The 15,906-nt window shown below is 68.2% G+C and carries 13 protein-coding genes; 5 read left to right on the top strand and 8 right to left on the bottom strand.

Annotated features, from left to right (window positions below):
• Positions 1 to 4: 4 nt before the first annotated feature.
• Positions 5 to 1,441, bottom strand: coding sequence for a Rieske 2Fe-2S domain-containing protein (locus ACTWQN_RS00525; protein WP_443201262.1), 1,437 nt, complete (start codon positions 1,439 to 1,441; stop codon positions 5 to 7).
• Between the two features lie 153 nt (positions 1,442 to 1,594).
• Here ACTWQN_RS00525 and ACTWQN_RS00520 point away from each other — a divergent pair, with 153 nt between their 5' ends.
• Together ACTWQN_RS00520 and ACTWQN_RS00515 are read left to right on the top strand one after the other, a co-directional pair.
• Positions 1,595 to 2,392, top strand: coding sequence for an IclR family transcriptional regulator domain-containing protein (locus tag ACTWQN_RS00520; RefSeq protein ID WP_443201261.1), 798 nt, complete (start codon positions 1,595 to 1,597; stop codon positions 2,390 to 2,392).
• A 247-nt stretch (positions 2,393 to 2,639) separates the two neighbouring features.
• Complete coding sequence (locus tag ACTWQN_RS00515) at positions 2,640 to 3,437, top strand: radical SAM/SPASM domain-containing protein (protein WP_443201260.1); 798 nt, start codon at positions 2,640 to 2,642, stop codon at positions 3,435 to 3,437.
• A 43-nt stretch (positions 3,438 to 3,480) separates the two neighbouring features.
• Here the strand turns inward: ACTWQN_RS00515 and ACTWQN_RS00510 are convergent, their stop codons facing one another.
• Complete coding sequence (locus ACTWQN_RS00510) at positions 3,481 to 5,877, bottom strand: ATP-binding protein (protein ID WP_443201259.1); 2,397 nt, start codon at positions 5,875 to 5,877, stop codon at positions 3,481 to 3,483.
• Between the two features lie 242 nt (positions 5,878 to 6,119).
• Here ACTWQN_RS00510 and ACTWQN_RS00505 point away from each other — a divergent pair, with 242 nt between their 5' ends.
• Positions 6,120 to 6,653, top strand: coding sequence for a hypothetical protein (locus ACTWQN_RS00505; protein WP_443201258.1), 534 nt, complete (start codon positions 6,120 to 6,122; stop codon positions 6,651 to 6,653).
• A gap of 354 nt (positions 6,654 to 7,007) precedes the next feature.
• Positions 7,008 to 7,580: an NAD(P)H-dependent oxidoreductase gene (locus ACTWQN_RS00500; RefSeq protein WP_443201257.1), complete on the top strand. Its 573-nt coding sequence runs from the start codon at positions 7,008 to 7,010 to the stop codon at positions 7,578 to 7,580.
• Between the two features lie 82 nt (positions 7,581 to 7,662).
• On the opposite strand, the gene ACTWQN_RS00495 is transcribed toward ACTWQN_RS00500, so the two are convergent.
• Positions 7,663 to 8,526, bottom strand: coding sequence for an aldo/keto reductase (locus ACTWQN_RS00495; protein WP_443201256.1), 864 nt, complete (start codon positions 8,524 to 8,526; stop codon positions 7,663 to 7,665).
• Between the two features lie 219 nt (positions 8,527 to 8,745).
• Complete coding sequence (locus ACTWQN_RS00490) at positions 8,746 to 9,183, bottom strand: ester cyclase (RefSeq protein WP_443201255.1); 438 nt, start codon at positions 9,181 to 9,183, stop codon at positions 8,746 to 8,748.
• Between the two features lie 166 nt (positions 9,184 to 9,349).
• Here ACTWQN_RS00490 and ACTWQN_RS00485 point away from each other — a divergent pair, with 166 nt between their 5' ends.
• A complete protein-coding gene (locus tag ACTWQN_RS00485) occupies positions 9,350 to 9,928 on the top strand; it encodes a TetR/AcrR family transcriptional regulator (protein ID WP_443201254.1) in 579 nt (192 codons plus the stop codon).
• Positions 9,929 to 9,962: 34 nt separating this feature from the next.
• Here the strand turns inward: ACTWQN_RS00485 and ACTWQN_RS00480 are convergent, their stop codons facing one another.
• From ACTWQN_RS00480 to ACTWQN_RS00465, 4 genes are read right to left on the bottom strand one after another with little or no spacing between them, the layout of a single operon-like run.
• On the bottom strand, positions 9,963 to 10,784 hold the full coding sequence (locus ACTWQN_RS00480) for a carbohydrate ABC transporter permease (RefSeq protein WP_443201253.1): 822 nt from the start codon (positions 10,782 to 10,784) through the stop codon (positions 9,963 to 9,965).
• 7 nt (positions 10,785 to 10,791) lie between these two features.
• Entirely contained in the window at positions 10,792 to 11,709 is a 918-nt protein-coding gene (locus ACTWQN_RS00475; protein ID WP_443201252.1) for a carbohydrate ABC transporter permease, read from the bottom strand.
• 30 nt (positions 11,710 to 11,739) lie between these two features.
• The gene (locus tag ACTWQN_RS00470; RefSeq protein WP_443201251.1) at positions 11,740 to 13,071 is read right to left on the bottom strand and encodes an ABC transporter substrate-binding protein; all 1,332 of its coding nucleotides are present in this window, start codon (positions 13,069 to 13,071) and stop codon (positions 11,740 to 11,742) included.
• Between the two features lie 52 nt (positions 13,072 to 13,123).
• Entirely contained in the window at positions 13,124 to 15,694 is a 2,571-nt protein-coding gene (locus ACTWQN_RS00465; protein WP_443201250.1) for a hypothetical protein, read from the bottom strand.
• Positions 15,695 to 15,906: the final 212 nt, after the last annotated feature.

The raw sequence follows: 15,906 nt of genomic DNA, 5'->3' as shown, positions 1-15,906 counted from the left end.
CGCCTCAGCCGTCCGAGCGGTCGTAGGCGTCGGTCAGCTGCGAGCGGTCGGGCTCGAAGTCCGACCCGGGGACCCCGGCGGGACCGGTGGCGAGCGCGGCGTGCAGTCCCGAAGCCCATGGGCTCGCCTTGCGCAGGTCGGCGATCGACTGCGCCCAGTACTGCTCCCACTGCCCGGTGGGGCCGATGCCGTCGAGCGGGATCGGACCGCGGCTCTCGACGTCCGCGGTGTCCAGCAACAAGGTCGCCGGACTGCCCCCTTCTGCGACGGTGTCGATCGCCTGCAACGCCGTGCGCCGGAAGGTCACGATCGCCCGGTCGGAGCGGCTGAGGTGCTCGCGGCTGCGGTCGTAGATGCAACCCTGTCCTTCGACCGCCATCTGGTCGTGGACGTTGATGTCCCGGCCGAGACCGGTGTAGGTCTGCGTGCGCTGTTCCTCGTGGTCGAACTGGTAGTTGTTCGCCCGGTTCCGCACCGGTTTGTAGTCGGGCAGGGTGATGCCCGCCAGGCGCTGGGCGCGCATGGTCGCCTTGTCCACCGGCTCGTCCAGGCTGGTGAACATCGCGTACCAGTAGCAGGAAACGTCGTCGATCGGGACGTGCCACTGGGTGATCGCCATCGTCGCGCTCAGCGGGATCGTGATGCCGTGCGGGAAGACCTGGTGCGTGATCCGCACGTGGGTCGACGCCCCGTCGAGGCGCTGGCCGTCGGGACCCTGGCCGTCGAGCTTGCGCAGCGCCACGATCCGCTGGCCGTACTCGGTGCGCGCGTTGAGGATCTCGGGCCTGCCGTACTCGCGGAGGATCTTGGTCATCGGCAGGTCGGTGCCCAGCGAGGCGTTGCGGAACTGCTTGCCGTAGCTGTCGCCGGTGTCCTCGTCCTCTTCGAAGCGGTGCAGGTAGGAGGCGTGGGCCGGGTCGATGCCGACTTCGAGCGCCTGCAGCCAGTTGCAGTCCAGGTAGCCCTTGAACGCGAAGGTGTACTCCTCCGGTGCCGCGAAGCAGTCCAACGCGGGCAGATTCGGCGGTGCGCCCGCGCCCAGATACGCCCACACGATCCCGTTGCGCTCCCGCACCGGGTACGAACGGATCCGCACCTTCGACTTGAGCTTGCTGTCCACCGGTTCGGCCGGAGTGTCCAAACAGGACCCGCCCGCACCGAACAGCCAGCCGTGGAAGTAGCAGCGGAGCCCGCCGTCCTCCAGCCGCCCCAGCGACAGGTCTGCGCCGCGGTGCGCGCAGCGGCGGTCGATGAGACCGAGCGTGCCGTCTTCGTCGCGGAACAGCACCAGGTCCTCCCCCAGCACCCGGACCGGCACCACGGGACGATCGGTGTCCAGCTCCTCGGACAGCGCCACCGGCTGCCAGTACAGGCGCATCCAGTTGCCACCGGGGGTGCCGGGCCCGGTCTCGGTGATCTTCCGGTTGTCCTCCGCGCGCATGACGGTGTTCCCCTCGCGAACTGTTCAATTACCGAACACATGGTTCTAATATGAGCACTCTAGGCAGCCGTACTCGATCGCCACAAGACCACGCGAGTCCTTGCTGCTACATTTCGACACAAGGTGTGCGTTAATCGAACGGAGCTGGATGCAGTGGCGAAGCTCAACGCGCGGGACGAGGCCCGGCGGGCCGCCCGCGAGGTGGACGGCAACAACCGTGCGGACTATTCCGAAGCCCTCGAACGCGGTCTGCTCGTCCTGACCGCGTTCGACCACACCGAGCAACGGCTGACCCAGGCGCAGCTGGCCCGCAAACTCGAACTCCCGCGGGCCACCGTTCGCCGGGCCCTGCTAACGCTGACCCACCTGGGCTACGTGATCCCCGACGACAAGGCCTACCGGCTGGGCCCCAAGGTCCTCGCGCTCGCCTCGGCGTACCTGACCACGAACCCCGTGAGCCACGTGCTGCAACCGGTGTGCGACAGCCTCGCCGAGGAGTTTCAGGCCTCGTGCACCGCCGCGGTCCTCGACGGCGCGGCGGCCGTGATGATCGCGCGAGCGCTGCCGCGGCACGCCCTGCCCATCGGCCAGGGGATCGGCTTCCAGGTGCCCGCCACCCGGTCCGCCCTGGGCCTGGTCCTGCTGAGCGGCCTCGACGAGGAGCGCCGCCACCGGCACCTGGTCGCGCACTCCGGTCTCGACGATGCGGCGTTGGTGGCGCTGGAGGCGAAGATCGCGGAGGTGGCGACAGCGGGCCACGCGTACGTCGCCCACGACGTGGAGGCGGGCTTCCACTCGACCGCGGTCCCGCTGCGCCGCTGGGACGGGACCGCGATCGCGGCGCTGAACGTCGGCACCAGCGTGGAGCGCCTGTCCGAACGGGAAATGCACGAGCGCGTGCTACCCGCGCTGCGGGAAACCGCCGACAAGCTCCAATCCCAGCTCGTATGATCCCGTTGCCTCGTTGATCAGCCCTGCGAACGCCGAAGAAGCCGAGCACAGTACACAGTAGACGGACGACCTCAGCCTCAGCGGACGCCAGCCCGATCGCTTCGGCCGTGGTGCCAATGGCGCAGCACCCCCACACGTTCAGAAGCACGTGTCGCGGCGTGCTGGCGCGTACGCTTTCAAACCAGCGTGACCGTTGTGCAACTCCTGTGCGGCCAGGCCTCCTTCCGGGCCGAGAAGGGCAGGTCCCATGCCGGTCGACAGGCGCATCAAGCAGCTGGCACTGGAACTGACCGAGCGCTGCCAACTCTCCTGCGTCCACTGCTACGCGGATTCCTCACCTCGCGGTGGCCACGGCGCGATGACCGGTTTGGATTGGCGCAGGGTGCTCGACGACGCGGTCGAGATCGGTGTGGAGGAGGTGCAGTTCATCGGCGGTGAGCCGACGCTGCATCCGGAGTGCGCTGGTCTGGTCGAATATGCGTTGGCGGCGGAGTTGCGCGTTGAGGTGTTCACGAACCTGGCCCACGTGAGTCGGTCGTGGTGGTCGCTGTTCCGGCGTCCCGGGGTGTCCGTGGCGACGTCGTACTACACCGATGATGCCGCTTCGCATGATGCGATCACCGGGCAGCGGGGCAGCCATGCCCGTACGCGGGCCAACATCGCCGAGGCGGTTCGCCGCGGTGTCCGCCTGCGGGGTCGGGTGGTCGACATGGGCGAAGCCGACGCCGCCCGCGCGGATCTGGAAATGTTGGGCGTCACCGACATCAGGGTCGGTCCCGTGCAGGACATCGGCCGTGCGGCACGAGAACAGCCGCCGACGACAGCGGACCTCTGCGGACGGTGCGGGCAGGGCCGGGCGGCGGTGAACAGCCGTGGAGATGTCCTGCCGTGCGTGATGGCCCGGTGGATCCGGCTCGGCAACGTCCGTCGCACCGGATTGCAGGACGTCCTGGCCGGGCGGCGCGGGGCGAAGACCGTCGCCGCGCTTCGGGCCGGGTTCAACCGTCGTGGCCGCCGGGACGACACCTGTCGGCCCGGCAAGTGACGGACGCGTCGGCCACGCTGCTGATCAGTTGCGGTGCTGGTGCTCAGCCGAGGCGATCGGTGATGCTGCTGTGCCGCTCGCGAGTCGCCGGATCGGTGTAGCCATCGAGGAGTCGAGCCGCTTCACGCCAGCAGGTGCGGGCCTCGGCGGTACCGCCGGTTGCGGCCAGGGCCGTCCCGAGGTTGTCCAGCGAAACGGCCAGCAGCCATGAGTCGTCGAGGTCGCGGGCGATCGTCACGGCCCTGCGGTGGAAGTCGGCGGCGTCGGCCATGCGATCCAGCCCCTGGTAGGCCTCGCCGGTGCCGTTGAGCGATTCGACTTCCCGGCCGCGGTTGTCGACCGCGATGTGCAAGGTGGTCGCACGCTGGTAGGACACCAGCGCATCGCTGTGGCGGCCAGCGAGCCGCTGGATGCGGCCGTATTCGAGCAAAGCCCATCCCTCGTCGCGCTGGTCGTTGCGGGCGCGGGCAAGAGCGAGCCCGGACTCAGCGGAGCTGAGCGCGTCCGCCACTGCGCCGGAATCGGCTTGAGCGTTGGCGAGCAGCATCGATGCGACCAGTTCTCGCCACTGGTCGCCGAGTTCCCGGCTCATCTCCAGGCTCCGGTGAGCGGCCTCGATCGCTTCGGGATACCGGCCCAGACCGTGGTACGCATCAGCCAGGTTGAACAGCGAGGTCGTCTCGTGCGCGGTGCTGCCTAGGTCGCGGCACAACGCGCGGTTGCGTTCGAATTGCTCGGCAGCGTCGGCGAAACGACGCACGTGCAGGAACATGACGCCGAGGCTGTTGGCCGTGATGATCTCGCCTTCGACGTCGCCCAACTCGCGGCGAAGCGCGAGGACCTCCCGGTACATCCCAACAGCCTCGTTCAGCTGGTGCCGCGCGGTGTGGACGGATGCGAGCGCCGATCGGGCCTCCGCCTCGGCCAGCAGGTCGCCGTCGCGGCGGGCGGCATCGAGCGCGGTCAGCACCACCCGATGTCGGTCGGCGATCGATCCTTGCTTGACGAAGATCGGTTCCATCAGCAGGGCGAGCTGCCAAGCGGTCCGGTCCTGCCCCGACTTGTCCGCGGCCTGGACTGCGGCGAGCAGATTCGCCCGCTCGGTGTCGTACCAGCGCTCGGCATCGAGGTATGCCGCGAAGGCAACTGCCATCGTCGACGCGGGAAGAGCGGTCGGGGGCAGCAGCCGGAGCGGCATGCCCAGCGCGGTGCCCGCGGCGTAAGCGGTGTGCAGGTACCAGGCCAACACGCGGTTCAGCGCCTCGTACTGCTGGCCCAGGGATTCTTCGTGGTGGGCGGCGTCGGTTGCGTAAGCGCGCAGCAGATCGTGGAACTGGTAGCGGTCCACCGAGATCTGCTCGACCAAGTGCGCCCCCACGATGTTGTCCAGCAATCGGCGAGCAGTGCTCACTTCTACGTCGGCCAGCGCGGCGGCGGCGTGCGCCCCGAACTCCGGGCCGGGATGCAGACCGAGCAGCCGGAACATCCGCGCCGCCTCCACCGGCAGCGCCCGGTAGGACCAGGCGAACACGGTGCGCACGGCGTCGGCCTCCTCACCGTCCTCAACGGACAGTGCGTCCCACAGCCCGGATTCATCGCGCAGGGCTTGGATGAGCTCGCTCAACGGCATCCACGGACGCGCCGCCGCCCGTTCGGCCGCGATGCGCAGCGCCAGCGGCAGGCAGGCGCACAGCCGGGCCAGCTCGGCGACATCCGCTGGATCGTCCGCGTGACGGTAGTCCGCGGTGATGGAGCGGATCAGTTCGACCGACTCGTCTTCCGGAAGTATTTCCACGGTGATGCGCTGCGCGCCATCGCGGGCCACCAACCCCGCGAGCCGACTGCGGCTGGTGATGACGACCCGGCAGCCGTCCCCGCCTGGCAGCAACGGCCGCACCTGCGCGACGCTGGCGGCGTTGTCGAGCACCACGAGCACCCGCCGATCGGCCAGCAACGACCGGTACAGCGTCGCCTTCGCATCCGGATCGGCCGGAATCCGCTCCGCAGGCACCTCCAGCGCCCGCAGGAACCGGTCCAAGGCCTGCTCCGCGGTAACCGGCGCCCCCGGGTCGTAACCGCGCAGGTTCACGTACAACTGGCCGTCTGGGAAGCTCTCGCGCGCCCGATGCGCCCACCGCAGCGCCAGCGCGGTCTTGCCGACACCCGCGGTACCCACGATCACGATGATCGCGGCGGTATCCCGGCCGCGCTGGGACAACGCGGCGTCCAGCCAGCCCAGCTCGGTGGCACGGTTCACGAACCCGCGGATGTCCCCCGGCAGCTGTCGAGGCGCATCCGGCGCGGCCGGGCCGGTTCGGTGGAAATGCACACCGCCCTGCACATCCCGGGCTTGCACCACGTTGTCCGCCACACCCGACAGCTCAGAACGAGTGGCATCCCGAGGCAGCGGCACCGATTCACCGCTGTCTGGTGCGCTCATCGGTTCCTCCGCAGTCTCCCGGGCCAACGGGGCCTACCCACGGTAGCGAACCACTCGGCCAGAACACCACGCCCTCCAACCGACCCCGCACTGCCGAACGTCGTGCTGCACACCGAGATCCGGTTCGATCGAACCGTTCGTGTTGACCCGGTTGCCCAGGCGACGTGGGTGAGCCGCCCGGGACCGGTCCCAGGGCCGGTCGCTATCGTCGCCTTCCCACCGACCGGATCAGGAAGACGACGATGGCAGCAGTGCAGGAACTCGGCGCGATGATCGAGCGGTTCGAGACCGACAACCGCCGCCGGAGAAGGATTTCCATGGTCGCCGTGCCGTTGGGCGCGGTCGCCGCGTGCCTCGGTGTCCTGATGCTCCTCGCCCTCGACGAGAGCGCCTCTGGCGGGACCAGGATCTTTCCCAGCCTCGTCTGCGGGCTCGGGCTGGGTGCGTTCGGTGTCGGCTGTTGGCAGGGCTGGCTGTCCTTCACCCGTCCCGATGAGGTCTTCACGCTGTACGAGGGTGGACTCGTCCACAGCTACGCCGAGAAGTCCTGGGCGATCGGTTGGCACGAGATCACCAAGGTCACCGACAACGGCAGGGACAACGCACTGCACCGGGCACTGGGCGGAGACATCAGCTACTACATCAAGTTCCGCGCCCCCGTCGGCGGTCGCCGGGGCATGTCGATCACCAGCCTCACCCGGGATGCCGACTGGCTCGGCGAAACCGTCCGGCAAGCGGCCGAGCACGGCAACAACCCGAGACCCGACGCGCCGTAACCGACACGCACTCCCCTAACAGCCAACTGTCAGGACACGGCGAGCGCGGTGCACCGAAGCACCACACGGCGGTCGACGGCCACAGCACAGATGTCACCCAGTGGGACAGCGCCCGTTTTGCGTTGAACCTTCGACGGTGCGGTGTTCTACTCTCCGCATGCGAACGGCACGGCGGCTGACTTGGCGACGGCACGTGGACTACGGCCGTGTTGCGGCGTGCTCCTGTTCGGCTTGAAGTTCTCGCATTCACCGGGCGGCAGTTGAAACCGCCCGCACTTACTCCCGCTTCGCGGCCATTCGCCAACGGGCTTCACCGGTGGGGCCGCGCGTAGTTGTCAGGAGACGCGGAACTTCGTGGCCCACATCGCCCTCATCACCACCAGCCCCACGTCGCGTTCCCGGCTCGGCGCGATCACCCGCATCCTGGGGCGAGAACTGAACCGAGCAGGCGGCGACGTCACGACCGTCGCGCTCTTCGACCTCCCGCACTCCGCACTCCTGGTGGGAGATCAGCAGAACCAGCAGATCCGGCGGACGCATCGATTGCTCGCCACCGCGCGTGCGGCGGTTCTCGTGATCCCGACCTACGAAGCGTCGGGCAGCGCATTGCTTAGGGCGTGGCTCGCCCTGCTGCCGCCTGGTGCGTTCGCGGGCAAGACCGTCCAGGCGGTAGGGCTTGGAGCCATCCGCAGTCACGCCATCGGCCTCGGATCCGGACTGGGGCAACACTCGCCTGAACGTGTTCTTCCGGGCTGTTTCCTCTACGAGCGGTGGCTCGAAGGCCACGCGGCCGGATGGCGGGTGGCGACGAATGCGGCCGACCAGCTCGCGCACACCGCAACAGAAGTCTGCACTGCCGCCGCCCGGAAGCCCACGCGTCCCAGGGGTTCCAGAAGTCGATTGGCGCTCACCAAGCCGCGGTGCTGAATCGACGCCGCCGAGCACGACCCGGCGTGTCCGCCCAGCGCGACGGCGGGCGGTCCGCGTCGAGCACCGGCGCCACCACGGCTCAGGCCTGTTGCTGGAGTGCGTCGAACTCGGCCTCGGACAGCTGGATCTCCGCGGCGCGGACGTTGTCCTCCAGGTGGGCGACCGTCGAGGTGCCGGGGATGGGCAGCATGACCGGCGATCGCTTGAGCAGCCAGGCCAGCGCGAGCTGGGACGGTGTGGCGCCGCGCTTCGCGGCCAGCTCGGCGAGCGGGCCATTGCCCTTGGCCAGGGCTCCGGTGGCGAGCGGGAACCACGGGATGAAGCCGATGTTGCGCTCGGTGGCGTAGTCGAGCAGCTGTTCGGCCGACCGGTTGGCGAGGTTGAACAGGTTCTGGACGGAGGCGATCGGTGCGATCTCCGCCGCCGCCTCGACGTCTCGGACCGACACCTCGGACAGTCCGATGTGCCGGACCTTGCCTTGTTCCTGCAGCAGCTTCAGCGCACCGATCTGTTCCTCCAGCGCCACCAATGGATCGATCCGGTGCAACTGGAAGAGGTCGATCGTGTCGACGCCGAGGTGGCGCAGGCTCAGCTCCGCCTGCTGGCGCAGGTACTCGGGTCGCCCGACCGCCAGCCACTCGCCCGGGCCCTGCCGGGTCAGACCCGCCTTCGTCGCGATGACGAGGTCGTCCGGATACGGGTGCAGCGCCTTCTTGATGAGCTGTTCGGCGACGATCGGACCGTAGGAGTCCGCGGTGTCGATGAAGTTCACGCCGAGCTCGACAGCGCGGCGGAGAACCCGCACGGCCTCATCGGGATCCTTCGGGTCGCCCCACACACCGGGACCGGGCAGCTGCATCGACCCGAAGCCGAGCCGGTTCACGACGAGGTCGCCGCCGAGGGCGAACGTGCCGGATGCTTGCGCAGGAAGAGCGGTGGTCATCGGTACTCCTCAAACAAGCTGAACGCGTAGTTCACTTCGGGAGTGGTCCTGAGCGGGGACGAGCTCGCACCGGTCCTGCTTGCGGCGCGCACCCGTCGACGGTCGTCACGGCACCACTGCGGCGCGGTCGCGCCACATCCCGAGGAGAACACGCGGCCGCAGCGCCGCAACATGGATCAGGCGCTCCCCCCGAGTCGGCCCGAAGCGCGCGGTCACAGCTCACTCGGAGCGCGCGCCGACCCCCTGCTCGGGATTCAACCGCTGGAGCAGCTCCCAGGAAGCCCGCTCGACGAAGTTGTGCACCAGCTTGCCGTCCTCGCGCACTTCCCACACCGCGGTGCCGCTGAAGTGGATCGGCTGCCCATCGGGTTCGGTGCCGAGGACGCCGTTGTTCTTCCCGTGCACCACCCACCGCGAGGCGACCCGGCTCCCGTCGTGGTTCTGGAACGTCTCGATCACTTCCAGTTCGAGATCGTCGACCTGCGCCAGGAACGCGCGCACCCACGCCTTGAAGTTCTCCCGACCCTCGACCCGCTCGCCCGCGTTCGTGATGACGAAGTCCGCCACCACGAAGTCGTCGATCGCGTCCGGGTTGTGCGCGTTCCACACCTCGTGCCAGAACGCCTCGACCACCTCAACGGAGTTCGAATACCGCACAGCAGCCTCCACAGGCTATGTTTGACATCACTGTCAAAGATAGCTCTGGTGCCAGCACCGCGCCAAGTCGATGCGAGCAGCACCACATCCACCAGGTCGAACTGTCCACGGTGCACATCGCCCGAGCTATGTTGGGCGTCAAGAATCCGGGCGGCAGAGGAGTCAGGTGGCCGGGGTACGCCAGTTCGACGAGCGGGAAGCGCTCGGGCGGGCGCTGGAGGTGTTCGGCACCCGCGGGTTCCGCGCGACGTCGATGCTGGAGCTCGCGGCGGGCACCGGGGTCCAGCGCGGCTCGCTGTACCACGCCTACGGCAGCAAGGAAGAGATCTTCGTCCGGGCGTTCCGCGAATACACCAAGCCGTTCCTCGCGGGTGCGGCAGAGGCGTTGACCAAGCCGGACAAGCGCACCGCGCTGGTGGCGTTCTTCGAATTCTGCATCCAGACGTTCACCGCTGGCAGTCCTTCGCACGGGTGCCTGTCCACCCGGACGGCGATCGACGCGAGCGCGGACTCGCCGCGGGTGCGGTCCGCGGTCCGCGAGTTCCTCGACGCCCTGGAGGGCGTGGTCCACGACGGGCTCGCCGCGATCGACGACGGCAGCGATCTGGCGGTCGACCTCCGGTCCGCGGCGCGCCTCGTGGTCGTCACGACCCGCGGTCTCGCCGTGATGGAACGGGTCGGCCTTGAGCCTGCTGGGCTGACGGACACCGCGGCCAGCCTCGTCACCGCATTGCTGCGCGGATGATCAGCCGGGGAGCAGTTGGGAGCTGACCGCTGGGTCAGCCCTTGAGGCCGCTGCCGAAGCTGCGGATCATGTAGCGCTGGAAGATGAAGAAGAGCACCAGAATCGGGAAGCTCGCCATCAGCAGACCGGCGAAGATCTGGCCCCAGTTGCTGCTGTACTCCCCGACGAAGCTGTAGATCTGCACGGGAACGGTGACGTTGGCCGTGCCGCCGAGGTAGAGCAGCGGCGTGAAGAACTCGTTCCACACCGCGAGGCCGTCGAGCACGATCACGGTACCGGTGACGGGCAGCAGCAGCGGCAGGATCACCCGCCGGAAGGTCTGGAACGTGCTGGCCCCGTCGATGCGCGCGGCTTCCTCGTATTCGATGGGGATCTGCCGGATGAAGCCCGTGTAGAGGATGATGGTCAGCGGCAGCTGGATGCCCACGCTGAAGATGATCACCGAAACCGGGTTGGCGGCGATGCCCAGCGCCGTGAACGTGCGGTACATCGGCAGCACGCCGATCTGGAACGGCACCATCATGCCCGCCGCGACCACCCCGTACCAGCGCTTGCCCGCACGTCCCGAACGGGCGAAGTAGTAGCCACCGCACCCGCCGACGACGACCAGCGCCGCGACGGTGACGCCAGTGATGTAAATGCTGTTGAGGAACGCGGCGCCGAGGTTCCCCTCCTCCCAGGCGAGCGTGAAGTTGCTCAGATCGAGCCGCGTTGGCACCCCGAGCGGGCTTTGCGCGACTTCGGCCGAAGAGCGGAATCCCACCGAGATGAGCAGCCAGAGCGGGAACACGAAAACCGCTGTCACGGCGATCATCACCGCTTCGAGAATTCCCGTGCGCCAGGTGTAGGAGTTCATTTGGCCATCAGTCCCGTTCTCGGAAAAGTCGCATTTGCCCGAACGAGATGACCGCGATCAGGATGAACACGATCAGGCCGAGCGCGATGCCGTAGCCGTACCTGTTGTAGAGGAAGGCCTCGTTGTAGAGGAGTGTGGACAGGGTCTGGGTCGCGTATCCCGGTCCGCCCTGCGTCGTCGCGAGGACCTGGTCGAACAGCTTCAGGGACATGATCAGCGACAGGGTTATGTTGATCAGGGTCGGGGTGCGCAGCAACGGCCAGGTGACCCAGGCGAACCGCTTGACCGGCCCGGCGCCGTCCATCACCGCCGCTTCGAGGACCTCGGCGGGGATGTTCTGCATACCGGCGAGGTAGATGACCATCGAATAGCCCACGTGCTGCCAGACCACGATCGCCACGATGCCCCACATCGCGAATGCCGGATCGCCGAGCACGTTGACGCCCTGGGCCGAACCCAGCAGCTGGCTCAGACTCGCCACCGGCCCGCCGGGCACGAAGATGAACTGCCACAGGTAGCCCACGATGATCGGCGTCATGACGACCGGCGCGAACAGCAGGGTCCGCAGCACGTTGCGGCTCCTGATCCTCGAATTGAGGCCGACCGCGAGCGCGAGACCGATGGCGTTCTGCAGCACGGTGATCGCGGCCGCCATGACGATGGTGTGCCACAGGGCTCCCAGCGTCTCCGGGGACGAGAACAGATCGATGAAGTTGGTCAGCCCGTTGAAGTGGATCGCGCTGCCGAGCCCGCTCCAGTCGGTGAACGCGTAGTAGACGCCCTGGATCGTCGGGTAGGCCACGATGGCGGCGAACAGCACCAGGCAGGGAACTGCGAACCAGAAAGACACGCTGGTGCGAGTGGGTTTCTTGCGGGTGGCCCGCCGCGCCTTCAGTTCGACGGGCCGTTCGCTGGTCATGGTCATGTCAGGCTCCTGCCCTCGACGGCATCCGGACTACGCGCCGTGCAGCACGTTCTGGATGGCGTCGACGACTTCCTGGACGGTCTTCTTGCCGAGGATCAGGTCCTGGTCGGCGGCGATCATCGTCTGCTTGACCTCGTAGTTGGGCCAGTAGTTGGTCGGCCACAGCGCGGTCTTGTTCGCCTGGTACAGGCTCGCCACGCCCTGCATCTCCGGCTGGACGGTGGTGTTCGCGTCCGGCTTGTACGGCACCCCGTAGTTCGCTTTCGACGCGGCGTCCATCTGGTCCGGCTGGGCGAGGAAGTTGATGAACGCCACCGCGGTCGCCTTGTTGGTGCTCGACTTGGCCACCGCGTAGGCGGCCCCGGTGTTCGTCGTGAGATAGGTGTCCGCTGGGTTCTCGGTGGCCGGGATCTCGAACATGTCGTAGCGGAGGTTCGGGTTGCCCTGCTTCAGGTCGTCGATGGCGGGCGAGATGACGTCGACGCCGAGCGCCTTGCCCGAGGTGACCAGCTGGGTGGCCTGCGTGTCGGAGTACCCGGTCGAGTTCGGCTGGAAGCAGTTGGCGTCCCGCATCTGCAGGTACTCCTCGTGCGCCTTCGTCAGCGCCGAGCGCCACAGCTCGGATCCGCTCCAGGTGATGGCGCCCGTCGTCACCTTCTGGGCGAACTGGGGATCCTGCGAGTAGACCAGGGTGTTGGCGAGTTCGATGGGGATCTCGGTGTTCAGGTACCCGGTCTGGTTCCCGATCGCGATCGGGATGATTCCCTTCGACGACACGGTGCGGCAGAAGTTGAGCAGCTCGGAGAACTTCGTCGGCACCGAGACGCCCAGCTTGGCGAGCTGGTCCTTGTCGTACACCACGCCGGTGGGGTTCTGGTACGAGGTGAAGGCGTACACCTTGCCCTGGTCCGAGACGAGGCTCGTTGCCGTGTCGCCCATCGCCGATGCCCACGGCTGCGGTGTGAGGTCTTCGAGCAGTCCGGCCTGGGCGAGGGTCTTCGTCGCCATGGAGTTGCCGGAGCCGCCCCAGACGAACATGACGTCGGGGCCGTGCCCCGCGGCCAGCTGTGCCCGCACGGTCGTCTGGTAGGTGTTGGACGGCGACTGCACGAACTGGACGGTGACGCCCGGGTGCAGCTTCTGGAACTGGTCCGCCGCCTCCTTCAGGTACGGCTGCCCGGTCTGCGAACTGACCCGGATGACACCGCTGATGCCGCCCGAATTCGAGCCCGAACTCGTCGTGTCGATGGCGCCCGTGCAGCCGGTCAGCGCCGTCGCCGCCGCCAGCAGCGCCGCACCGACGGCCAGCCGCCGAGCGGCGCGGGCCTTCGGGCGGCTAGAGGTTCTCGATGTGTCGGTCATCTTTGACTCCACTCGATCTTCGGTTCCGAGCTCCGGGGTGTGGCCGATCGGCTCACACGCGCTGTCCGAGGACGACGTAGTAGGGCTGGTTGGCGAGCGTCCCGTCCAGGCCGGGGACGATCCAGGCGTCCCGCCCCGCCGCGCTGCGGGCGACGAGGAAGAACTCAAGCGGGTAGGCGGTATCGGTGTAGTCCGCCGGGATTTCGGCGGTGAAGCGGCGATCACCGGCCGGGACCATGGGGATGCTCAGGTACTCCTCGGCCTGGTTGAGGTGGCGGACCTGGAGGGTCAGCGCCACCTCGCCCGCCGCCTCGGCCCGCACGACCAGCGGCTTGCCGGGCACGAACTCCGCGGGTGGGTCGCAGGTGACGACGGGGCGCGGGTCGGCATCGCCCGGCTGGACGGTGGCGCGCACCGGCTTCGCGGCGGCGATCGCCTCGTCGAGTTCGCGGGCGAACTCGTCGACGTCGTCGTCGACCTGCGCGAGCCGGTCACTCCAGTGCCCCTGCTCCGACGGGCGGTCGCCGAAGGCCAGCTCGGACGCGTAGACGCCGCGGGTGGTGGTGACGATCTCCGCCAGCGCCTGCCGTCCCGCACGGTAGTGCCCGAGCCCGTCCCGCAGGTGCTGCGGATCTTCGGTCTGGCGGTAGAGCGAGTACCCGATGCCCGCTCTGACCTTGCCCGCGAAGAATCGCGCCAACAGCGCCGCGACCGTCACATCCACCTCGATGCGGCGGAACTCGGGCGCAGCCGGGTCGCCGACCCGGTGTCGTGCGCGCCCGAGCGCGGCATCGGCAACGCTCGCGAACCGTTCCAACCAGGACGCGACCTGCTCCGGGGTGTACCGGCCGCTCGGTCGCCCGGTGAGCAGTCCGCTGGCGTAGTCGTCGGCCGATTCGAACAGGGTCGGGTCGAAGGGGCTGACTCCTCCCCAGGTGCCCGGGGCGGAGAGGTCGAAGTCGTACGTCGCCGACTTGACGCCGCGCGCGATGGGCATGTCGGTGAGCACTTCGGGCCAGAAGAAGTTGTTGGAGGCGCTCAGGGATTGCGTGACGGTCACCAGCGGCAGCACCTTGCCCGCCACGCTCAGCGCGTTCTCGACGTCCTCGGCGGCCTCGCCGAACTGGGCCCGCAGGTACCGCAACCAGGTCTGCCGATCGGCGTCCGGGTCGAACATCAGCCGACCCCACAACCGGTATTCGTAGGCGTACTTCCGCCAATCCGAGGTGCCGAGCTCCAACTCCGGGTCGACGTAGAGGTCTCGCGGGGCCTGCCCCGCGGTGTCCTTGCGTCCCCGGAAGGTCAACGGCTCGCACAGTTCGGTGCCGCGAGCCCCTCCGATGGTGCTCATCCGGCCGTATCCGGCGAAGATCTCCGGATCCGCCCACAGCAGGAACCGCTGCGAGCCGGGCCACACCCGGAACAGCAGGTCGAAGTCGCGATCCTGGCGGAGGAAGTCGCCATAGCCGTAGCGGGTGAACCGTCGCTCGTTCTGGGTGATGCCGCGCAGCCCGTCACCGTTGTCGGGCCGGGCCTTCTCCAGCGGCCGCACCGAGGCTTGGTGGTAGGGCAAACCCTGGTGTTCGGCCCAGTACTTCGCCGAAACCGAGACGCGGGCACCAGTGGCCCGAGCCGCGTCTAGCACCTCCTGGTCGACGCCCTTGGAGTGCAGGTCGACGTCGAGGGCGCGGCCCACGCCCCGCAGACCGCTGAGCACCGTCCGCCAGAACTCGGCGCGCCCGGCTTCCGGCACGCCGCCCTCGTAGTGCACCCGGAACGTGACACCGTCGATGGACGGGCACTCCCGCAGCAACTGCCGCAGGGCCGCGGCCGAGTACGCGGCGACCTGGTCGTCGGCCAATCCGTGAATGGGATAACGAAGATTCGGGCTGTCCACGAGTTCCGGGCGCACCGCGTGGTTCCACAGCCCCAGCTGGAAGTGCAGCCCGCGCCGCTTGGCCGCATCGCTGGCGAACCGCAAGGCGGCCAGGTTCGCCGCCCGCTCGCTCGCCGACAAGCCGGTGACGCCAACCCCTTCCCAACCCGGCACCTCCAGCAGGAACGGGTAGGCGAAGCAGAGGTAGTTGTCGCGCACGTCGTCGTCGTGCGAGTAGTTGTACTGCATTCCCAACGCCAGGTGCAGCCGGTTGATCCGCTGCACCGCGAGCTCGTCCAGATAGCTCGTCCAGAAGTCTCGATCGCGCAGCCACGGGCGGTCGAGCACATCGCTGGAGAAGGACCGCAGCACACCGCGAACCGCTACCGCCGGGCCGCGCAGTGGTGACTCCGCCGAGCGGATCGCCGCGACGGGATCGGTGGCGCAGCGCACCCGGTCGGCGAGTTCCGTCAACCCGTAAGCGAGTCCGCGCGGTTCGGCGGCCCGAATCAGGGTCACCGCGCCGCGTTCGATCGCGAAGGTCTCGGCCGGGGCGGGTACGTCGCCCAGTTCGACGCGCACCACGGCGACATCGCCTGATTCTTCCCCGTTCGTCCCGATCCGTGCCGCGACGCCCTTCGCGTCCAGTTCCGCGCGCAACCGCGACACGGCCCACGGCACGGGCGCGAGCGAGCCAACCTCGGTAGCGAGATCGATCAGCACAGTGGTATCCGCCCGATCGGGCACCTGCGTTCGCCTCCTTGCGTTACGCACCAACGTTCAACGCCGCGCCGGAGCACCTACGCTCCACATTGCTCAGTGGATCAGACGCGACTTCGCCGATCCAGAGGGCAACGATGTTCGTTGCGCTACCTTGATATTAGTTGTTCCAGCTTGCGGAATTCAGCACGCAAAAGTCCACATGGGACAGTTCTGGCCACGACGATGGCGTCGGATGT

The organism is Saccharopolyspora antiqui, from assembly GCF_052246905.1.
GTDB lineage: Bacteria > Actinomycetota > Actinomycetes > Mycobacteriales > Pseudonocardiaceae > Saccharopolyspora.
This window is presented reverse-complemented; position numbering and strand designations above follow the sequence as displayed.